Origin of the sequence: Microbacterium oxydans, from assembly GCF_026559675.1 — a bacterium.
GTDB lineage: Bacteria > Actinomycetota > Actinomycetes > Actinomycetales > Microbacteriaceae > Microbacterium > Microbacterium oxydans_D.
Window position 1 is genome coordinate 432572 of sequence record NZ_CP092891.1, and the last position, 20950, is coordinate 453521.

General features: G+C 69.5%; 20 protein-coding genes. 12 read left to right on the forward strand and 8 right to left on the reverse strand.

What is annotated here, in order from left to right:
- Positions 1–45 precede the first annotated feature (45 nt).
- The 3 genes from MME74_RS02105 to MME74_RS02115 form a co-directional block, all read right to left on the reverse strand.
- Entirely contained in the window at positions 46–1419 is a 1374-nt protein-coding gene (locus MME74_RS02105) for a D-alanyl-D-alanine carboxypeptidase family protein (protein WP_267417001.1), read from the reverse strand.
- A gap of 173 nt (positions 1420–1592) precedes the next feature.
- On the reverse strand, positions 1593–2822 hold the full coding sequence (locus tag MME74_RS02110; RefSeq protein ID WP_267417003.1) for an amidohydrolase: 1230 nt from the start codon (positions 2820–2822) through the stop codon (positions 1593–1595).
- Positions 2823–2875: 53 nt separating this feature from the next.
- Positions 2876–3523: a TetR/AcrR family transcriptional regulator gene (locus MME74_RS02115; RefSeq protein WP_267417004.1), complete on the reverse strand. Its 648-nt coding sequence runs from the start codon at positions 3521–3523 to the stop codon at positions 2876–2878.
- 157 nt (positions 3524–3680) lie between these two features.
- Here MME74_RS02115 and MME74_RS02120 point away from each other — a divergent pair, with 157 nt between their 5' ends.
- From MME74_RS02120 to MME74_RS02145, 6 genes are all read left to right on the forward strand, one after another.
- The gene (locus tag MME74_RS02120; RefSeq protein ID WP_267417005.1) at positions 3681–5354 is read left to right on the forward strand and encodes an ABC transporter substrate-binding protein; all 1674 of its coding nucleotides are present in this window, start codon (positions 3681–3683) and stop codon (positions 5352–5354) included.
- 170 nt (positions 5355–5524) lie between these two features.
- Positions 5525–6349, forward strand: coding sequence for an ABC transporter ATP-binding protein (locus MME74_RS02125; RefSeq protein ID WP_267417006.1), 825 nt, complete (start codon positions 5525–5527; stop codon positions 6347–6349).
- A complete protein-coding gene (locus tag MME74_RS02130) occupies positions 6346–7152 on the forward strand; it encodes an ABC transporter ATP-binding protein (protein ID WP_267417008.1) in 807 nt (268 codons plus the stop codon). The genes MME74_RS02125 and MME74_RS02130 overlap by 4 nt, the downstream gene beginning before the upstream one ends.
- Positions 7149–8237 (forward strand): ABC transporter permease, encoded by a 1089-nt coding sequence (locus MME74_RS02135; protein ID WP_267417011.1) that lies wholly within the window; start codon positions 7149–7151, stop codon positions 8235–8237. The genes MME74_RS02130 and MME74_RS02135 overlap by 4 nt, the downstream gene beginning before the upstream one ends.
- A gap of 1 nt (position 8238) precedes the next feature.
- A complete protein-coding gene (locus tag MME74_RS02140; RefSeq protein ID WP_267417012.1) occupies positions 8239–9354 on the forward strand; it encodes an ABC transporter permease in 1116 nt (371 codons plus the stop codon).
- Positions 9354–11600: a glycoside hydrolase family 3 N-terminal domain-containing protein gene (locus tag MME74_RS02145; RefSeq protein ID WP_267417014.1), complete on the forward strand. Its 2247-nt coding sequence runs from the start codon at positions 9354–9356 to the stop codon at positions 11598–11600. Before MME74_RS02140 ends, MME74_RS02145 begins: the two co-directional genes overlap by 1 nt.
- A 106-nt stretch (positions 11601–11706) precedes the next feature.
- Here the strand turns inward: MME74_RS02145 and soxR are convergent, their stop codons facing one another.
- Positions 11707–12156 (reverse strand): redox-sensitive transcriptional activator SoxR, encoded by a 450-nt coding sequence (gene soxR, locus MME74_RS02150; protein ID WP_267417015.1) that lies wholly within the window; start codon positions 12154–12156, stop codon positions 11707–11709.
- Between the two features lie 119 nt (positions 12157–12275).
- Here soxR and fdxA point away from each other — a divergent pair, with 119 nt between their 5' ends.
- The 4 genes from fdxA to MME74_RS02170 are packed head-to-tail and all read left to right on the forward strand — an operon-like array spanning position 12276 to position 15105.
- Positions 12276–12602 (forward strand): ferredoxin, encoded by a 327-nt coding sequence (gene fdxA / locus MME74_RS02155; protein WP_267417016.1) that lies wholly within the window; start codon positions 12276–12278, stop codon positions 12600–12602.
- On the forward strand, positions 12599–13957 hold the full coding sequence (locus MME74_RS02160; protein ID WP_267417017.1) for an FAD-dependent oxidoreductase: 1359 nt from the start codon (positions 12599–12601) through the stop codon (positions 13955–13957). Before fdxA ends, MME74_RS02160 begins: the two co-directional genes overlap by 4 nt.
- On the forward strand, positions 13954–14463 hold the full coding sequence (locus MME74_RS02165) for a flavin reductase family protein (RefSeq protein WP_267417018.1): 510 nt from the start codon (positions 13954–13956) through the stop codon (positions 14461–14463). The genes MME74_RS02160 and MME74_RS02165 overlap by 4 nt, the downstream gene beginning before the upstream one ends.
- A gap of 12 nt (positions 14464–14475) precedes the next feature.
- A complete protein-coding gene (locus MME74_RS02170; protein ID WP_267417019.1) occupies positions 14476–15105 on the forward strand; it encodes a superoxide dismutase in 630 nt (209 codons plus the stop codon).
- Between the two features lie 27 nt (positions 15106–15132).
- Here the strand turns inward: MME74_RS02170 and MME74_RS02175 are convergent, their stop codons facing one another.
- Both MME74_RS02175 and MME74_RS02180 read right to left on the reverse strand, forming a co-directional pair.
- Positions 15133–16140: a LacI family DNA-binding transcriptional regulator gene (locus MME74_RS02175; protein ID WP_267417020.1), complete on the reverse strand. Its 1008-nt coding sequence runs from the start codon at positions 16138–16140 to the stop codon at positions 15133–15135.
- A 93-nt stretch (positions 16141–16233) separates the two neighbouring features.
- The gene (locus MME74_RS02180) at positions 16234–17895 is read right to left on the reverse strand and encodes a glycoside hydrolase family 13 protein (protein WP_267417021.1); all 1662 of its coding nucleotides are present in this window, start codon (positions 17893–17895) and stop codon (positions 16234–16236) included.
- A 107-nt stretch (positions 17896–18002) separates the two neighbouring features.
- On the opposite strand from MME74_RS02180, the gene MME74_RS02185 reads away from it, so the two are divergent.
- Positions 18003–18431, forward strand: coding sequence for a DUF1761 domain-containing protein (locus MME74_RS02185; protein WP_267417022.1), 429 nt, complete (start codon positions 18003–18005; stop codon positions 18429–18431).
- Between the two features lie 220 nt (positions 18432–18651).
- Complete coding sequence (locus MME74_RS02190) at positions 18652–19914, forward strand: hypothetical protein (RefSeq protein ID WP_267417024.1); 1263 nt, start codon at positions 18652–18654, stop codon at positions 19912–19914.
- A 9-nt stretch (positions 19915–19923) separates the two neighbouring features.
- Here MME74_RS02190 and purQ read toward each other — a convergent pair whose 3' ends face one another.
- Together purQ and purS are read right to left on the reverse strand one after the other, a co-directional pair.
- On the reverse strand, positions 19924–20631 hold the full coding sequence (purQ, locus tag MME74_RS02195) for a phosphoribosylformylglycinamidine synthase subunit PurQ (RefSeq protein WP_267417025.1): 708 nt from the start codon (positions 20629–20631) through the stop codon (positions 19924–19926).
- Positions 20628–20876, reverse strand: a complete 249-nt coding sequence (gene purS / locus MME74_RS02200; RefSeq protein WP_267417027.1) for a phosphoribosylformylglycinamidine synthase subunit PurS — start codon at positions 20874–20876, stop codon at positions 20628–20630. Before purS ends, purQ begins: the two co-directional genes overlap by 4 nt.
- Between the last annotated feature and the right edge of the window lie 74 nt (positions 20877–20950).

Sequence of the window (20950 nt, forward strand, 5' to 3'; positions counted from 1 at the left end):
AGCCGGGTGTCTCAGAGTCAGCGCGCGAAGATCGGCCCGAGCCCCTCAGCCTTCGGCGTCCGTCGTCGAACCGAGCTCGGAGGGGTGGGTGAGCCGCCACCACTCGGACGGCGGGTCGATGCTCCCCTCGATCACGACCGGAGCGGTGACCGTGTTCGGGCCGGCGGTCCAGCTGACGCTCCCCACCACCGTTCCATCCCGATACGTCGGCGGGGTCTCGATGTCCATCGACACGACGATCGGCGTGTCCGACCACGTGAAGATCGTCGCGGTCTCTCCGATGACGAGCCGGGCGGAGGACCCCCACGGGGTCGAGATCGTGCCGACCTCCTCCCCGGACTTCGCGACGGGCACCTCATGGAAGCCGGCACGGACGCTGTCCAAGGTGGCGATCACGCCGTCGTTCACGGACTCGCGGGAAGATCCTCCGAGGACGACACCGGTCACCGCCAGTGGAGCGGAGGCACCCACGTCGAGCGTGGCGGTGTACAGCAGGCTGTACGTGCCCTCGCCCAGGGTGCCGGTCTTCAACCCCGTGATCCCGGCGGTGCCGAGGAGACCATTGGTGTTGTAGAGCTGGCCGGCGCCGGGAAGTGAGATCGACGGGATCGAGACGATCCGAGCGATCGCCGGATGCGCGGCGGCGAGCTTCCCGATCGCCAGGAGATCGGCAGCGGTGCTCGTGTTGCGAGGGCTGATGCCGGTCGGCTCGGTGATCGTGGTGCCGCTCAGCCCGTGGGCGGAGAGCCAGGTGCGCGTCGCGCCGAGGAACGCGTTCTGAGATCCGAAGATCCGGGACGACAGCGCTTCGGCGTAGTTGCTCGCGGAGGGGATCAGCATGGCGGCCAGCGCATCGTGCAGCGACATCGAGGTGCCCGTGGGCATGGGGGCGATGGTCGCACCCTGCACGTAGTACCGGTCGTAGAGGTCGTGATCGGACTTCGTGAACGTGATCGTGGGTCCGGGGTCGTCGGCGGAGGCGAGCGGGACGGCGTCGAGGATGACCAGCGCGGTGATGAGCTTGGTGATGCTCGCGATGGGGAGGGGGTCGCCGGTGCCGCTCGTCGACCAGACTCCGCTCGCCTCCTCGCCGAGGTACGTGTCCGCGCCGGAGATGCTGATCGCGGAGGCGGCCACGGGGACGTCGGCGAGGGACGCGGCACCGACGGCCGGGGCCTGCGGCACCCGCGTGGACACGGCCGGGGGATTCACCGGAGCGGTGAGAGCCCACCCGACATATGCCCCGCACGCGGCCAGGACCAAGAAGACGCAGGCGGCGGCGATGAGGAGTCCCCGACGCCGGCGTGTCCGGCGCACCTCCGGGTCGATTCGCTCACGCCGGGAGGGGAACTCCTGCTCGCGCGTCATCAGCTCCGCGAAGTCGGACAGCCCGTCCGTCGATTGATCCGGCGCCTTCAAGGAGAAGGCCTCTCACCGATCGCGCCTGGCGTGAGCAACGAAGTACCTCCGATGAAGGTTCACCGCTGCCTCGTGGCAGGGACCGCCCGGGGGACGATGCCTCATCATCTCTAACAGCCGACGCGTGCGGTATCGGCCATTCGGGGGACACGCTCGCGAGCGCCGTCCGACCTCTAGCCGAGGAACTCCCGCGCCGCGGCCGAGAGCGCGGTGACGCCGACCTCGATGGTCGGGTGGATCTCCGGCGCGAAGAACGGCGAGTGGTTGGTCGGGATCTCCTGCTCCAGGCGACCCGCCGCCGCGGCCTCGGCGAAACGGGTCGGGTCGACGCCGCCCCAGAACCAGAACACCAGGGGAGCGCCGGCGTCACGGGCGAACCACGACACGTCCTCACTCCCGGTGAACATGCCGGGGTCGATGACGGATGCTTCGCCGAGGGCCCGCTGCAGCGCCGCGGTCACCCGGGTCGTGGCGTCCTCATCGTTGATGGTGGCGGGGAGGGTGTGGTCGGTGCGGATCTCGGGCTCGCGCTCCGCGCCGGACGCCGTCGCCTCGGCGCGCACGATGCGCTCGACGCTCGCGAGCACCTTCTCGCGCGCCTCCTCGTTCGGGTAGCGCAGGCTCAGCTCGAGCTTCGCCTCCGCGGGGATGATGTTGTTCTTGAGCCCCGCGTGGATCGAGCCGACCGTGACGACGGCCACGCCCTGCGGGTCGATCTCGCGCGAGGCGATGGTCTGCAGGCGCATCACGGTCGCCGCGGCCATGACGACCGGGTCGATCGTGGCGTGCGGGCGGGAGCCGTGACCGCCGCGTCCGTGCAGGGTGACGGTGAGCCCGTCGGAGGCCGCCATCTGCGTGCCGCTGCGCACCCCGATGATGCCGGCGGGCAGGGGGGTGACGTGCTGGCCGAGCACCACGTCGGGCTTCGGGTAGCGGTCGAGGATGCCGTCGTCGAGCATCGCGCGCGCACCGGCGCCGTACTCCTCCGCGGGCTGGATCAGCACGACCAGGGTGCCCGACCATTGGGAGCGCTCGGCGACGAGCTTCTCCACCGCGCCGATCATCGCCGTGACGTGCATGTCGTGGCCGCAGGCGTGCATGACGGGGACGGTCGTGCCCGCGGGGTCGACGCCCTTCGCGGTGCTCGCGTACGACAGACCCGTCTGCTCCTCGACGGGGAGCGCGTCCATGTCGGCGCGCACCCAGACGACGGGCCCGTCGCCGGACTCCGTCGAAGGGTTGCGCAGCACACCGACCACGCCGGTCACCCCGACGCCCTCTTCGACCTCGAGGCCGAGGTCGCGCAGATGCTGGGCGGCGATGCCCGCGGTGCGCGTCTCCTGGAACGAGAGCTCGGGGTGCTGATGCAGGTCGATGTAGAGCGCTTCGAGGTCGATCGTCATGGCCCGAGCCTAGCCCGGCGCCCTCTCGTTGCCGAGGCCTCTCCGCCCGCGGATCAGGCCGGATGCACGTAGGTCGACAGCGTCGGCCCGGGGCGCAGCACCGCGTTCACGATCGCCTGGATCGCGAACTCGCTCGCCCCGCCGAGCTCGATGGTGTCGGGGTGCAGGAGCCATTGCATCTGCAACCCGTCCATCACGGCGAGGATCGCGGCGGCGGCGTCGGCGATCGTGTCCGGATCGGACACGCCCTCCTGCACGCAGAGCTCGTGGAACGCGGCCGAGACCTCGCGACGCAGCGTCGTGTAGCGGTCCTCGAAGAAGCCCCTGGCGGGGTGGTCGTCCGTCACCGACTCGGCGGACAGCACGGTGTACGCCTGGACGATGCCCGGACGCTTCTCGTTCGCGAACGCCGTGCGCACGAGGTGCAGGAACAGCTCGGGGCCGTCGGGGATGTGCTTCTTGGCGAGACCGGCGACGTCGGACTGGTCGCGGTACGCGAGCACCTCGAGGAGCAGCTTCTGCTTGGAGCCGAAGTGGTGGAGGACCCCGGCGTGGGTGATGCCCACCTGCTCCGCGACATCCGCCAGCGTGCCGTTGGTGGATCCCTTGTTGCCGAAGATCTCGACGGCCGCCTTGAGGATCTGCTCCCGCTTGGCGAGGGTCGCCGGGCGCACGCGTACGGTCTGGTCGCTGTCTGCCACCGCGGCCTCCTCTCCATGTCGGTCTGTGGTTGCGATCTAACTTACTACTCGGTAACCTCACGAGAGCTTACTTTCTCGACAGTAAGCAAATCACGACGGCCGGCGGGCTCCCGTCCACCGGCGACACAGCACAATGACCCGTGCCCTAGGAGAAGCAATGAAGCTCAGAAAGTCTCTGATCGCCGCGACTGCGATCACCGCCCTCGGTATCTCGGCACTGGCCGGATGCTCCGCCGGAGGAGGGAACGACGACGGCGCCGGCAACGGCGCCGGCACCGCCTCCCTCACGATCGCGAAGCCCGACGGCGCCATCACCACGGAGTCCAACAACCCGTACGTCGGCGACTCCTCCGCCTCGAAGTACGGCTACGGCAAGGTGATCTTCGAGACCCTCGGACTCGTGAACCAGACCGGCGACCGCGGCGTCACCCCGTGGCTCGCCGAGAGCATCGAGTGGAACGACGACTACACCGTCCTCACCGTCGTGCCGCGCAAGGACGTCACGTGGAGCGACGGCAAGCCCTTCACCGCCGACGACATCGTCTACTCGTACGAGCTCGTCTCGACCCCCGCGCTCGACACCGCGGGCCTCCAGTTCGAGGGCGCCGAGATCGACGGCGACGCGGTCGTGCTGACCTTCGCCGAGTCGAAGTACGTCAACCAGGCCCGCGTGCTGCACGTCCCGATCGTCCCCAAGCACATCTGGGAGAACCTCGACGACCCGGCCACCGACCCCGTCAAGGGCGACGACCTGGTCGGCACCGGCCCCTACGTCCTGTCGAACTGGTCGACCGAGTCGGTCACGCTCGAGGCCCGCGACGACTACTGGGGCGGCGACCTCGCCGTGCCCGAGCTGCACTACGTCTCCTACGGTGACAACACCGCGCTGACCACGGCCCTCGCCAACGGCGACGCGGACTGGGCGCAGGCGTTCATCCCGCAGATCGAGGAGCAGTTCCTCTCGGCCGACCCCGAGCACAACAAGTTCTGGGCTGCCCCGACCACCGGCTCCGCGACGCTGTTCATGAACCTGCAGCAGAAGCCGTTCGACGACCCGGCCTTCCGTCAGGCGCTCGCCTGGGTGATCGACCGCGACGCCTACGTCGACATCGCCCGCGAAGGCGCCAGCGAGGCGGTCTGGTCGGTGACCGGTCTGTCCTCCATCCTCGAGGACGAGATCCAGCCCGAGTTCAAGGGCGAGGACTACTCGGTCGATGCCGAGAAGGCCCGCGACCTGCTCGAGACCGCCGGCTACACCTGGAAGGACGACGCGCTGATCGACCCCGACGGCGCGCCCGTCTCCTTCACCCTGTCCGTCCCCTCCGGATGGAGCGACTGGAACACCGCGCAGGAGCTGATCGCGGAGGACGTGACCGAGGCCATCGGTGCCGAGGTCAAGATCGACATGCCGGACTGGGGCGGCTGGGCCGACCCCCGCGACAACGGCACCTTCTCGGCGATCATCCACTGGCTCGAGGACAGCGGCACGGCCTACGGCCTCTACACCTCGACCATGGACCCGCGCTGGATCTCGCCCGAGGGCAAGGCCGGCTTCAACTTCGGTCGCTTCGACGACCCGGAGGCGACGGAGGCCCTGAACTCGTACGCGAACGCCTCCTCGGACGACGAGCGCACCGCAGCACTCGACACGCTGCAGACGATCTTCTCGGAGGAGGTTCCGGCGATCCCGCTCGGCGCGCACCCGCTGCTGGGCGAGTTCAACACGCGCAACTACGTCGGATGGCCCTCGGACAAGGACCCGTACGCCTCTGCTGACCCGACTCAGCAGAACATCGTGCAGATCCTGACGAAGCTGAAGCCCGCCGAGTAAGCAGGTTTCGTCCCCGCGGGGCGTTTCGTCTCGTCGCTTCGCTCCTCGCTCAACGACCGGGTTCCGTTTCCGGTCGTTGAGCGAGCGCAGCGAGACGAGACGCCCCGCGGATCCTTCCGGTCGTTGAGCGAGCGCAGCGAGACGAAACGCCCCACACGAAAGACATCCCCATGCCAGACCCCCTGCTCAGCGTGCGCGACTTCTCGGTCGTGTACGACGTCGATCCGCCCGTCGAGGCGGTGAAGAACGTGACCCTCGAACTGCAGCGCGGTGAGATCCTCGGTCTCGCCGGTGAGAGCGGCTGCGGCAAGACGACGCTCGCCTACGGCGTGCAGCGTCTGCTGCGCGCACCCGCCGTCATCACGAACGGCAGTGTGACCTTCCACGACGTCACCGGCGTCGACATCGACATCAACGCGCTCGACGTGGATGCGATGCAGCGCTTCCGCTGGGACAAGGTGTCGATGGTGTTCCAGGGGGCGATGAACGCCCTGAACCCGGTCGCGACGATCGGCTCGCAGCTGGAGGACGTCTTCGAGATCCACCGTCCCGACATGAACCGCAGGCAGCGGCGTGCCGAGGCCGAGGAGCTGCTCGAGATCGTCAAGGTCGGACGCCAGCGCGTGCGCTCCTTCCCGCACGAGCTCTCCGGCGGCATGCGGCAGCGCGTCATGATCGCGATGGCCCTGGCGCTGCGCCCGCAGCTCATGGTGATGGACGAGCCGACCACGGCGCTCGACGTGCTGGTGCAGCGCGAGATCCTCAAGCAGATCTCGCAGCTGCGGCACGAGTTCGGCTTCTCGGTGATCTTCATCACCCACGACCTCCCTCTCCTCCTGGAGATCAGCGACCGGATCGCGATCATGCGCGAGGGCGAGATCATCGAGCTCGCCAGCGCCGAGCACATCTGGACGCAGCCCGAGCACGAGTACACGAAGACGCTGCTGTCCTCGTTCCCCCGCCTGACCGGGGAGAGAGGAGTGCTGGTGCGATGACCACCCTCGAATTCCGCAACGTCACGAAGGCGTACAACGTCCGCGGGGCCGGCCAGATCAAGGCCCTCGACGACGTGAGCTTCACCCTGACCTCGGGTCAGACGATCGGCCTGGTCGGGCAGTCCGGCAGCGGCAAGTCCACGATCGCGAAGATCCTCACCCAGCTCGAGACCCCGACCAGCGGCGAGGTGCTGCTCGACGGCAAGCCCATCCCGCGTCGCGGCAAGGGCCTGCGCACGTACCGTCAGCAGCTGCGCATGGTGTTCCAGGATCCGTTCGCCTCGCTCAACCCGTACCACTCGATCCGCTACCACGTGGAGCGACCGATCCGTCTCGACAACGTGGTGCCCAAGAAGGAGACCGAGGATGAGGTGCGGCGGCTCCTCGAGCGCGTGCGCCTGGATGCGGATGCCGTGATCGACCGTCGCCCGCACGAGCTGTCCGGTGGGCAGCGGCAGCGTGTCGCGATCGCGCGCGCCCTGGCCTCGCGCCCCTCGCTCCTCGTCGCCGACGAGCCGGTCTCGATGCTCGACGTCTCGATCCGCCTCGGCGTTCTGAACCTGCTCGCCGACCTGCAGCGCGAGGAGGGGCTCGGCGTGCTCTACATCACCCACGACCTCGCCACCGCCCGCCACTTCAGCGACGAGATCATGGTCCTCAACCAGGGCCGCGTCGTGGAGTACGGCGCCGCCGACGACGTCATCCTCAACCCGCAGGACCCGTACACACGAGAGCTGCGAGCCGCTTCCCCCGACCCGGACAAGCACTTCGCGTCGGCGACTCCGACGGGAGGTGCCCTGTGAGCACCGCATTCCCCCAGCTCGACGACAACGACCTCGTCGCCCGCGACGCGCTCGAGGTCGGCACCACCGCGACCACCGCCGAACGCGGGCGCCGGAAGTTCCCGTGGCGCTTCTTCGCCGGCCGCGCGGGCTTCTACCTGTTCACGCTGTGGGCGGCCATCACGATCAACTTCTTCCTGCCGCGCCTCATGAAGGGCGACGCGGTCAGCTCGTATCTCGCGCGCAACCGCAACGTCAGCCCCGAGGCGGCCGATGCCCTGCGCATCCTGCTCGGCATCGACACCGACAAGTCGCTCTGGCAGCAGTACATCGAGTACTGGGGGATGCTGCTGCGCGGCGACCTCGGCATCTCGACGCTGCACGGCCTGCGCCCGGTCGCCGAGGTGCTCGCCTCGGCGCTGCCCTGGACGCTCGGACTCGTCGGCATCGCGACCATCATCTCGTTCGCGATCGGCACGGTCGCCGGCGCCATCGTCGGCTGGAAGCGCGGCAGCAAGCTCGACGCGATCATCCCCGTGACGACCTTCTTCAACACGATCCCGTACTTCTGGCTCGGCCTCATCGCGATCGCGATCTTCTCGTCGACCCTGAAGTGGTTCCCCTCCTCGCACGCCTACGACAAGGGGCAGTCCCCGGAGTGGAGCTTCGACTTCATCGGCCAGGTGATCATGCACGGCACCCTGCCGGCGCTGACCATCGTGGTCGCCTCGCTCGGCGGCTGGGTCCTCGGGATGCGCAACATGATGCTCACCGTCCTCGACGACGACTACATCACGGTCGCGCAGGCCAAGGGCATGCCCAACAAGCGGGTGCTGTGGGGCTACGCCGCCCGCAACGCGGTGCTGCCGCAGATCCAGAGCTTCGCGCTGTCGATCGGCTTCATCGTCGGCGGCACGATCGTGATGGAGATGGTGTTCAGCTACCCGGGCGTCGGAAAGCTCCTGCTCGACGCGACCAACGCCAAGGACTTCGCCCTGATGCAGGGCGTGTTCCTGGTGATCACTCTGTCCGTGCTGGTGGCCAACATCCTCGCCGATGTGGTCTACGCCTACCTCGATCCGCGCACGCGCCAGATGGAGTCCTGACATGACTGTTCCCACCACCGCAGCGAGCACCGCTCCCGACGGATCGGCCGTCGTCTCCGGCATGCCCGAGACCGCGACCCTGCGCACGCCGCCGGCCGGCGAGCCGCCGCGCAAGACCTTCTGGTCGCAGCTCGGCCAGGCGTTCGCGATGTTCCGCAACCCCAAGTCGGTCGCGGGCCTCATCATCCTCGGCGTGTTCGTGCTCATCGCGATCCTCGCACCGTGGATCGCCCCGTACGGACCGACCCAGAAGGACCGCACGGCGCTCCGGCAGCCGCCCTCCTGGGAGCACTGGCTGGGCACGACGCACATGGGCGAAGACGTCCTGAGCCAGATCATCTTCGGCACCCGCGGCGTGATCGTGGTCGGCTTCCTCGCCGCCTTCATCGCCACGATCATCGCGATCACGATCGGCGTGATCGCCGGCTACGTACGCGGCTGGAAGAGCGAGTCGCTGTCGGCGCTGACGAACGTGTTCCTGGTGATCCCCGGCATCCCGCTGATCATCATCATCGCCTCGCAGTTCGAGAACCCGCCGCTCATCGTGATCGCGGCGGTGCTCGGGATCACCGGCTGGGCGTGGGGTGCGCGTGTGCTGCGCGCCCAGACCATGTCGCTGCGCAACCGCGACTTCATCCAGGCCGCGCGCGCCAACGGCGAGCCGCTGCGTCGCATCATCACCGTCGAGATGCTGCCGAACCTCATGGCGCTCATCGCGTCGAGCTTCGTCGGCACCGTGACCGCCGCCATCCTCGGACTCACCACGCTGGCGTTCATCGGCGTGATCCCGGTGAGCAACCTGAACTGGGGCACCATCCTGTTCTGGGCGCAGCAGAACGGCGCGTTCCCGCGTCTGTGGTGGTGGTACGTCCCCGCTGGCCTCTGCATCGCGATCATCGGCGTCGCCCTCTCGCTCATCAACTTCGGCATCGACGAGTACGTCAACCCGCGCCTGCGCTCGGCCGGGGAGCGGGCCAGGGCGATGAAGAAGAAGGGGCTGAACGTGAACGACGCCGTCACGGTCGTCCGCAGCGTGCCGCTGCCGAAGAAGACCCCCGATCCCGTAGCCTCGACGGCTTCCGACTCCTCGACGACCTCGACCCAGAACACGAAGTGATGACCTCTCAGACCCTGACCACGGTTCTTCCCTACCAGGACCCCGCCCTCTCGATCCCCGAGCGCGTGGCCGACCTCCTCGGACGCATGACCCTCGAGGAGAAGGTCGGGCAGATGCTCCAGCTCGACGCCCGCGACGACCTCGATGACCACATCGGACGTCGTCACGCGGGGTCGATCCTGCACACCTCGCCGGAGCGCATCATCCGCGCCAACGAGCTCACCGCCCAGACCCGCCTGCGCATCCCGCTGCTGGTCGGGGAGGACTGCATCCATGGTCACTCGTTCTGGCCGGGTGCGACGATCTACCCGACCCAGCTGGGCATGGCCGCGTCGTGGGATGCGGATCTGCTCGAGCGCGTGGCCCGCGCGACGGCGGAGGAAGTCGCCATCACCGGCATCCACTGGACCTTCTCGCCGGTGCTGTGCATCGCCCGCGACCTGCGCTGGGGCCGCATCAGCGAGACGTTCGGCGAAGACCCGTTCCTGATCGGCGAGCTCGCGTCCGCGATGGTGCGCGGCTACCAGGGCGAAGGGCTGGAAGACCCCACGGCCATCCTCGCGACGGCGAAGCACTTCGCCGGCTACTCCGAGACGCAGGGCGGACGCGACGCCAGCGAGGCCGACATCTCGCGCCGCAAGCTGCGCTCGTGGTTCCTGCCGCCGTTCGAGCGCGTCGCCCGCGAGGGATGCCGCACCTTCATGCTCGGCTACCAGACCACCGACGGTGTGCCGATCACGACGAACGACTGGCTGCTCAGCGATGTGCTGCGCGGCGAGTGGGGCTACACCGGCACGCTCATCACCGACTGGGACAACGTCGGCCGGATGGTGTGGGAGCAGCGGATCCAGCCCGACATCACGCACGCCGCCGCGGCGGCCGTGCGAGCCGGCAACGACATGATCATGACGACGCCGTCGTTCTACGAGGGCGCCCTGGATGCCGTCGCCAAGGGCATGCTCGCGGAGGACGCCTTCGACGAGGCCGCCGCCCGCATCCTGACGCTGAAGTTCGAGCTCGGACTCTTCGAGAACCCACGCCTGCCGGGAGCGGAGCTGGATGCCGTCGTCGGCAGTGCCGCGCACGCGGAGCTGAACCTGGAGACGGCCCGCCGCTCGATCGTGCTGCTCGAGAACGACGGTGTGCTGCCGCTCGACCCCGCTGCGGCGCTGAAGGTGGCCGTGGTGGGACCGCTCGCCGACGACGCGCAGACGCAGCTCGGCGACTGGGCGGGTGGATCCGGGCAGGCCGGGTGGCTCGACGGTCAGCCGCGCGAGATGATCACGACCGTGCTCGACGGCCTGCAGGGCATCGACGGCTGGAGCGTCACGCACGCTCGCGGCGCCGACATCCTCACGCTGGAGGAAGACCCGCAGGGTCCGTTCTTCCCGGACAAGCAGCCGCGTCCGCCCGTCGTGAAGCCGTGCGCCCCGGACGCCGAGCTGATCGCCGAGGCCGTGGCCGCAGCTTCCGACTCCGACGTCGTGGTGGCCGTCGTCGGCGACCGGATCGAGCTCGTCGGCGAAGGGCGCTCGACCGCGACGCTCGAGCTCATCGGCGGGCAGAACGCTCTGATCGATGCGCTCATCGCGACCGGCAAGCCCGTCGTCGTGGTGCTGCTCGCCTCCAAGCCGCTCGTGCTCCCGGCATCCGCCTCGCAGGCCGCCGCCGTGATCTGGGCGGCGAACCCGGGCATGCAGGGTGGGCGCGCGATCGCCGAGATCGTCGCCGGTGCGGTCGAGCCCTCCGGTCGCCTGCCCATCTCGTTCGCGCGCCACGTGGGCCAGCAGCCGACCTACTACAACCAGATCCGCGGACAGCACGGCGACCGGTACGCCGACCTCACGCAGTCGCCCGCCTGGGCGTTCGGCGAGGGGCTGTCGTACACGACGATCGAGTACTCCGACCTGGAGCTGGAGTCCCTCGAGCTCGGCCGCGACGACACGATCGTCGGACACGTGACGGTCGCGAACACCGGCACACGCCCGGCCCGCGAGACCGTGCAGGTGTACGTGCGGGACTCCGTGACGAGCGTGAGCTGGACGGACAAGGAGCTCAAGGCCTATCGCCAGGTGGACCTCGCCCCGGGGGAGTCCGCCCGTGTGCGCGTGGAGCTCCCGGTCGCGGACTGCACCATCGTCGACGGGGCGGGCGACCGCATCATCGAGGCGGGCGACTTCGAGTTGCTGGTCGGCCCGAGCTCGCGCGACGAGGTGCTGCTCTCCGCCGACTTCTCCGTCGCCTGACCCGCATCCGGTTCCGCACCGAGACCCACGTCGGTCGCCGATACCCCGCCGCCCATGTGCGGCGCGGGCCCCTGGGTGACGTGGGTCTCGGCGTCGACGGACGGGGTCAGTCCTGCAGGCGCTGGGGGCCGGAGCCCTGGGTGCCGAGCGCGTCGTCGGGGTTGAGCAGGCCGCACGCCTTCATCGACAGGCAGCCGCAGCCGATGCATCCGGTGAGCTCGCGTTCGAGCCGCTCGATCCCTTCGCGCCGCTTCTCCAGCTCCCGCTTCCATCGGCGCGAGGCCCGCTGCCAGTCGGCATGGCTCGGGGTCTCGGTCAGCGGCACGTCCGCGAAGGCGGTCTGCACGTCGGACAGCGGGATGCCGAGGCGCTTGGCGACCGTGATGAGCGAGACCCGCCGCAGCATGTGCCGCGCATAGCGGCGCTGATTGCCGGGCGTGCGGGTGGAGGCGATGAGCCCGAGCGTCTCGTAGAAGTGCAGGGCGGAGGCGGCGACACCGGTGCGCCGGGTCATCTCGCCGATCGTCAGAGCTTCGTCGGGTGCGTGCGGACTCATCCGGCTGCCTTTCCCTCGATTTGACTTCAAGTGTACTTGAGGTTTTACGGTGGACGAGTGGCTCAGGAATGGGCCGATCGACCGAACGAGGACAGCGTGACCCGAACGAAGACCCCGCGATGACCTATGTGATCGCCCTGCCGTGCGTCGATGTGAAGGACAAGGCCTGCATCGACGAGTGCCCCGTCGACTGCATCTACGAGGGTGAACGGTCGTTGTACATCCACCCGGACGAGTGCGTCGACTGCGGCGCCTGCGAGCCGGTGTGCCCGGTCGAGGCCATCTTCTACGAGGACGACCTGCCCGACGAGTGGCAGGACTACTACAAGGCGAACGTCGAGTTCTTCGACGAGCTCGGATCCCCGGGAGGCGCAGCCAAGACGGGGATGCTCACGTTCGACCACCCGATCATCGCGGCGCTCGCACCGCAGGGGGAGCACGCATGACCGTCCACGAACCGCGCATCGCCATCGTCGGGGCGGGACCCGCCGGCATCTACGCCGCCGACATCCTCCTCGGGCTCGCGCCGACCGCATCGATCGACCTGTTCGAGAAGCTGCCGGCGCCCTACGGGCTCGTGCGCTACGGCGTCGCTCCCGACCATCCGCGCATCCGCAAGATCACGGATGCGCTGCACGACGTGCTCGTGAATCCGCGCATCCGGCTGCGCTGCAACGTCGAGATCGGCGTCGACATCACGATCGACGAGCTCCGTGCGGCGTATGACGGCGTGATCGTCGCGACCGGTGCCGACCTCGACGTCAGCCTCGACATCCCCGGCATCGACCTGCCCGGCTCCTTCGGCGCGGCCGACTTCGTCGCCTGGTACGACGGGCATCCCGATGTGTCGCGCACCTGGCCGCTCGCGGCCGAGTCGGTCGCCGTGCTCGGGGCGGGGAACGTCGCGCTCGACGTCACGAGGATCCTCGCCAAGCACGCCTCGCAGCTGACCCACACCGACACCCCGGACGCGGTGCTCGACCAGCTCGCCGCCAGCCCGCTGCGCGACGTGCACCTGTTCGCACGCCGGGGACCCGCCGATGTGCGCTTCTCCGCGCTGGAGCTGCGGGAGCTCGCCGAGCAGGACGACGTCGACGTGATCGTCGACCCGGACGAACTCGCCCTGGACGAGCACGCCGAGCGGATGATCGCGCAGTTCTCGCAGCGCCGCATCATCGTGCGCACCCTGACCGAGTGGGCGGCCCTCGATCCCGCGAGCCGCACGGCCTCACGCCGCATCCACCTCCACCTGCGGCAGCGCCCGGTGCGCCTGCTGGGCACGGACCGGGTGACCGGCATCGAGATGGAGCGCACGGCCTCCGACGAGCTGGGCCGCATGGTCGGCACCGGCGAGCTGCTGCGCTACGACGTCGGAGCGGTCTACCGGGCTGTCGGATACCGTTCCACCCCGGTTCCGGGGATGCCGTTCGACGCCGATCTCGGCGTCGTCCCGCACGCGGAGGGCCGGGTCCTCGATGCTGCGGGCGCACCCATCCCGCGGCTGTACGCGACGGGCTGGATCAAGCGCGGACCGGTCGGCCTGATCGGCTCGACGAAGTCGGATGCGGCGCAGACCGTCCGCCACCTCGTCGACGACCTCGAGGCCGTCGAGGGCGCGGGGAGCGATGCCGATCCGTCCGCACGCCTCGCGCACGAGATCGACCTCGACGGCTGGCTGCGCATCGACGCGGCCGAGCGCGGGGCGGGAGCCGCGCGCGGGCGCGAGCGCACCAAGATCGTCGAGCGCGGAGAGATGCTCGAACACGCGAAGCAGGAGCAGATGACGGAGGCCGGCCGATGACCGCGACACCAGTACCCACCACTGTCGGCGAGGGGCTCAAGGACGCGTTCCGCACGCACCCCGCCGGCGTCGCCATCATCACGGCATCGACACCCGACGGTCCGGTCGGACTCACCGCGTCGAGCGTCGCGTCGGTGGCCGTCGACCCCGCCGCGATCGTGTTCTCGGTCACGAGGGCGACCGGTTCCGCCGGCGCGATCCTCGGGGCGGCCACGTTCGTCGTGCACCTCATCGACGACGAGCACTCCGCCCTCGCGCAGAGCTTCGCGGTCAGCGGCTCGGAGCGCTTCACGCCCGATCAGGGCTGGTCGACGCTGCCGACCGGCGAGCCGCATCTCCCGGAGGCCCGGGTCGCGCTGCGCTGCCGCACCCTCCAGACGGTGCCGGTCGGCTCGTCGACCGTGGTGATCGCCGAGGTGCTCGAGGTGCTGCCCGGTGAGCCGGGCCGTCCGCTCGTCTACCTCGACCGTCGCTTCCACGCCCTTCCGCACGACACCCACCACTGAAAGGAAGACGTCATGTCCACTCTCTACACGCTCCCCGAGCTCCCCTACGACTACTCGGCGCTGGAGCCGCACATCTCCGGCAAGATCATGGAGCTGCACCACTCCAAGCACCACCAGGCCTACGTGACGGGCGCGAACACGGCCCTCGAGCAGCTCGCGACGGCCCGCAGCGCCGGTGACCTCGCGAACGTCAACAAGCTCGAGAAGGACCTCGCGTTCAACCTCGGCGGCCACATCAACCACTCGGTGTTCTGGCAGAACCTCTCGCCCGAGGGTGGCGGGGCTCCCGAGGGCGAGCTCGAGGCCGCGCTCGTCGACGCGTTCGGTTCGATCGACGCCTTCCGCGCGCACTTCACCGCCACGGCGTTGGGCGTGCAGGGATCGGGCTGGGCCGTCCTCGCCTGGGACAGCGTGGGCGCCCGCCCCGTGATCTTCCAGCTGTTCGACCAGCAGGGCAACGCGCCCCTGGGCGTCACCCCGCTGCTGCAGCTCGATGTCTGGGAGCACGCGTACTACCTCGACTACCTCAACGTGCGCGCCGACTACGTCAAGGCGTTCTGGAACCTCGTGAACTGGCCCGACGTGCAGCGCCGCTTCGAGGCCGCCCGCACCGCGACCCAGGGCCTCATCGTCGCGAGCTGACGCTCCGGGCGATCGCCCGTCTCCGCGCTACAGGAGGCGGGCGGTCGTCCCTCGTACGTTCAGCTCGTAGGGCAGGGCCGAGGGGATGTGCACGGCATCCGGGGCGGTGAGCTTCGCCAGCACCGCATCCGCCGCGCGTTCCCCCTGCCCGAGCGGGAACTGGTCGACAGTGGTGAGGCGGAAGAACTCGCCGAGCTCGTGGCCGTCGATGCCCACGATCGACAGCTCCTCCGGCACGCTGAAGCCGAGGTCGCGTGCGGCGAGGAGAGCCCCGATCGCCATCTCGTCCGACGCGGCGAACACCGCGGTCGGCCGGGGGCCCGGTCGTCCGAGCAGCTGCTTGGCTGCCCGATAGCCGCCCTCGACCGTGAAGTCCGCCGGCTCCAGGAAGGCGTGATTGAGCGGGATGCCGGCCTTCGCCAGAGCCCTCTCGAAGCCCAGGCGGCGGTTGGTCGGGATGTGGAAGTCGATGTCGAACTCGGGGTTGGCGCCGATGTGCGCGATGTCGGTGTGACCGAGGCTGATCAGGTGCTCGGTCGCCAGCTGCGCCACCGCCACGTCGTCGACCGTGAGGGTGTCGAGCTTCGGGTTCGGGCCGCCGATCGCGATCACGGGGAGCCCGAGGTCGAGCAGGTGCTGCGTCTCGTCCTCGTCGAGCTCGATCGACACGGCGATCACGGCGTCCACTCGCTGTCGGCGCAGGAAGGTGTCGAACACATGCCGGCGCACGTCCTTGTCGGCGGTGATGTTGTAGAGCGTGATGTCGTAGCCCGCCCGCATGAGCGCGGCCGAGACACCGGACAGCACCGTGCTGAAGAACCACCGGTCGAGGAACGGGACGACGACCCCGATGTTGCGGGTGCGTCCGGACGCGAGGCTCGATGCGCGCGAGGAGACCACGTAGCCGAGGGACTGGGCCGCGGCCTGCACCCGCTCCCTCGCGGACTCGGATACGTGGCCACGGCCGCTGAGCGCGCGCGAGACGGTCGCGGTGGAGACCCCGGCGAGCCGGGCGACCTCATCGATGCTGGCCATGTGTTCCTCTGAGAAGTCGTTCCGGTCGCGGTTCCCGTCGTCTCACGATGGGCGAGGGACGGGATCCGCGACCGGAACGCGGTGTTCGGCGGGTCAGACCGTGGTGTACCAGACGGCGGTGTCGACCGGGATCGACGAGCCGTCGAACGGCTGGCTCTTCAGCATCACGCTCGCGTCGGCAGGCAGCTCGATCGGCTCGGTGCCGAGGTTCGCGACCACGTGCACGTCGCCGCGGCGGAAGGCCACTGCGTCGGCTCCGGCATCCTCCCAGATGAGCGAGCCCAGGCCGAAGCCGTGCTCACGACGGGCGGCGAGCAGGCGCTTGTACAGCGCGAGCGTCGAGCCCGGGTCGACCTCCTCGACGTCGCGGGCGTAGGTCGCCCACTCCGCCGGCTGGGGCAGCCACGACAGACCGGTCTCGTTGAAGCCGAAGGCCGGAGCCTCCGCCTCCCAGGGGAGCGGCACGCGGCATCCGTCGCGCCCGTAGCGCTCGCCGTTCGTGCGGAACCAGGTCGGGTCCTGACGGAACTCGTCCGGGATCTCCATGGCCTCCGGAAGCCCGAGCTCCTCGCCCTGGTACAGGTACGACGAGCCGGGGAGGGCCAGCATCAGCGTGGTCGCGGCGCGGGCGCGGGCCAGGCCGATCGCCGTGTCGGGCTTGTCCGGGGTGTTCGGGCCGATGCCCTCGCCCTGCGGGTTGTCGGCCGTGAGGGCCAGGCGCGAGGCGTGGCGCACCACGTCGTGGTTCGACAGCACCCACGTGCTCGGGGCGCCGACCGCGCCGAAGTCGTCGAGGGACTCGCGGATCACGTCGCCGAGTGCCTTCGCGTTCCACGGCGTGAGCAGGTACGGGAAGTTGAAGGTCTGGTGCATCTCGTCCGGACGCACCCAGAGGGCGGTCTGCTTCAGCGTCGGCATCCAGGCCTCGCCGCACAGGGCGCGGTCGCCGTCGTACTCCGCGAGGACCTTGTGCCAGTCACGGTAGATGTCGTGCACGCCGTCCTGACCCCAGTACGGCACGTTCTGCTCGCCGCCGCCCATCGAGTCGGCGTCGGCCGGGGGCGTGTAGTCGGGCAGGCCGTCGGCCTTGATCATGCCGTGGGCGACGTCGACGCGGAAGCCGTCGACACCGCGGTCGAGCCAGAAGCGCAGGATGGAGCGGAACTCCTCGCGCACCTCCTCGTTGGTCCAGTCGAAGTCGGGCTGCGTGGCGTCGAAGATGTGCAGGTACCACTGTCCGGGAGTGCCGTCGGCCTCGGTGATGCGCTCCCACATGCCGCCGCCGAACACGGACTGCCAGTTGTTCGGCGGGAGCTCGCCGTTCTCGCCCTTGCCGTCGCGGAAGATGTAGCGCGCACGCTCGGGGCTGCCCGGCGCCGCCTTGAGGGCCTCCTGGAACCAGACGTGCTGGTCGGACGAGTGGTTCGGGACCAGGTCGACGACCACGCGGATGTCGCGGGCGTGCGCGGCCGCCAGCATGTCGTCGAAGTCGGCCAGCGTGCCGAACAGCGGGTCGACGTCACGGTAGTCCGCGACGTCGTAGCCGGCGTCGCGCTGCGGGCTGGTCATGAACGGGCTCAGCCAGATCGCGTCGACGCCGAGCTCCTGGAGGGAGTCGAGTCGACTGGTGATCCCCGGCAGGTCGCCGATGCCGTCGCCCGAGGCGTCGGCGAAGGAGCGGGGGTAGATCTGGTAGATGACGGCGCTGCGCCACCACTCGGAACCGGGGGCTGCGATCTGCTCAAGCTGTGCCATGCGAACAGGCTACTGCAAACGCTTACATTCTTGCCAGAGCGGCAATCGAATCGGTTCGACACGGAGGCCCGGGAGTATGGTGAGGCATCCGATGAGTGGAGGCTGTCATGGTTCCCGAGATCAACTACTGGGCGGTGCTGCTGGCGACCGCGTCGAGCATGATCGTCGGCTCGGTCTGGTACGCGCCCAAGGTGTTCGGCACGCGGTGGTCGAAGCTCGCGAACGTCGACATGGACCGCCCGGCGGCGACGGCGATGTGGCCCATCATCACCACGGTCATCGTCAGCTTCATCACGGCCTGGGTCCTGGCCGGGGCCTCGTCGATCGCCTGGCACTTCTACGGCGGATCATACTTCTGGGGCGCGATCGTCACGGCCGTCACGCTCTGGGCCGGATTCACGGCAGCGCGCTTCATCACGCACGACGCGTTCGAGGGGCGCTCCACCCGCCTGACCACGCTGAACATCGCGCACGAGCTGGTCACGGTGGTGGTCATGGCCCTGATCATCGGGGTGTGGCCGCCGGCCCTGGGCTAGGTCGTCGTCGGACGCTGCATCGTCGTCGCCGAACGCAGCATCGTCCTCGCCGAACGGGGCATCGTCCTCGCCGAACGCGGCATCGTCCTCGCCGAACGGCAGGGCGATCCTAGACTTTCGCCGCTTCCCCGGGGTGTGCGCACGCGCCAGGCTTCTTCTGTGACCTCTTGGTCGCCCGCGGACCGCCTCGCCGGACCGCGGTTCCGTCCGAGGAGCCCTGATGCCCGCTTCGTCGCGCCGACCCGTGCCGTGGATGGTGGCCGCTGCGCTCGTCGCCGCCGCCGTGCTCGCCGGTGCGGCTCCCGCCGCGCTGGGCGTCGGCGCCGCGGCGGATGATCCGGCCGAGGCGGACTCCCTCGACCCGACGCGGTCCGTCGCCCTGGCCTACGAGTTCCTGGATGCGCGGGTCGACGAGTTCTGCGACGGCGCCGGGCACTGCCTTCCGCGCAGCTACGAGGGCGGGTTCTTCACGACCCCGAGCTGGGACTTCACGCCCTCCTTCGTCTATGACGACGCGCTGGTGGTCATCGCGTACACGGCCCGCGGTCTCCCGGACGACATCCGGCGCGCGCGGGCGATCGGCGACACGCTGCTCTTCGTGCAGGACAACGATCCGATCGGCGACGGCCGCACCCGCGCGTCCTACGAACCGCACGGCATCCGTCAGGGTCGGGTCGAGATCACCGGGCCGGGCACGTTCACGGGCAACCAGGCCTGGGTCGGGTTGGCCCTCGCGCGGCTCGCTCATGCGACCGGCGACTCCCGCTACCTCGACGGTGCGCTGCGCGTCGGGCAGTGGATCCAGGACAACACGGCCGACACCGTCCGGGCCCCGTACGGCTACACCGGCGGCCAGATCGAGGACGGCACCTCGCTGACCTGGAAGTCGACCGAGCACAACAGCGACGTGTCCGGGTTCTTCACGCAGTTGGCACAGCTCACCGACGATCCGGTGTGGGCGGAGCGGGCGGCCGTCGCCGCTGGATTCGTCGCGGCGATGCAGAGTGCCGACGGTCACGTGAACACGGGCACGGGCCTCGACGGGGCGACGATCAACACCCGCCCCATCCCGCTGGACGCGCAGACGTGGAGTTCCCTCGCCACCGGTGACCCGCGCTACGGGGCGGCCCTGGACTGGACCCTCGGGAACCTGATCGCGACCGATGGTCCCTACACGGGACCGTCGATCAGCGAGGTCGACGTGTCGAAGGCCTGGTTCGAGGGCAGCGGGCACCTGGCTCTCGCCCTCCGGCTGCGCGACGGGGCGGGGGATGCCGACCGGGCCGGGTCGCTGCTCAGCAGCATCCGTCTGGCGCAGCGCGATGCCGTGAACGGTGACGGCAAGGGCATCGTCGCGACCTCGAACGACGGCCTCGACTCCGGCTTCGGAGACCTCTACTACGCGAGTCTGCACACCGGCGCCACGGCCTGGTACCTGCTCGCGGCGGCGGGGGACAACCCCTTCGACCTCCCGGCCGACTGACGCCGCGGGTTACGCGGCGACGCGGGCGACCGCGGCGATGGCGCTCGTGAAGAAGTCGAGTCCGTCGACACCGCTGCGCATGGCGGACGCGGTGTCGGGGCCGAAGCCCGGCTCGGTGGCGTGCTCGGGGTGCGGCATCAGGCCGACCACGTTGCCCGCCTCGTTCGTGAGACCCGCGATGTCGCGGAGGGAGCCGTTCGGGTTCACGCCCGCGTACCGGAAGGCCACGAGGCCCTCGCCCTCGATGCGGTCGAGGGTCTGCTCGTCGGCGATGTAGCCGCCGTCGGCGTTCTTGAGCGGGATGACGATCTCCTGGCCGGTGCGGAAGGCGTTGGTCCAGGCGGTGTCGGAGTTCTCGACCGTGAGCTTCTGGTCGCGACGCACGAAGTGCTGGTGGTTGTTGCGGATCAGTCCGCCGGGGAGCAGGTGCGCCTCGACCAGCATCTGGAAGCCGTTGCAGATGCCGAGCACGGGCATGCCCTTGGCCGCAGCATCCTTGACCTCGTTCATGATCGGCGAGAGCGCGGCGATCGCGCCGGCGCGCAGGTAGTCGCCGTAGCTGAAGCCACCGGGGAGGACGAGTGCGTCGACGCCCTCGAGGTCGTGCGAGCCGTGCCACAGGGCGACGGGCTCGGCGCCGGCGATGCGGACGGCGCGCTGCGCGTCGCGGTCGTCGAGCGAGCCGGGGAAGGTGATGACGCCGATGCGAGCGGTCACTCCGCGACCTCGATGCCGACGACATCCTCGATCACGGAGTTGGAGAGCACCTCGTCGGCGATGCGCTGGGCCTCGGCGAGAACCTCGTCGGTGACCTCGCCCTCGACGGTGAGCTCGAAGCGCTTGCCGATGCGGACGTCGGTGAAGCCCTCGACACCGAGACGGGCGAAGGCGCCGGAGACGGCCTTCCCCTGCGGGTCGAGCAGTTCGGGCTTGGGCATGACGTCGACGACGATGGTGGGCATGACGGCTCCAAGAGTCGCGGGCGGACGGGCGCCACCAGTCTACTGCCCCCGGCCCCGCGCTCCTCCCCGGCGTC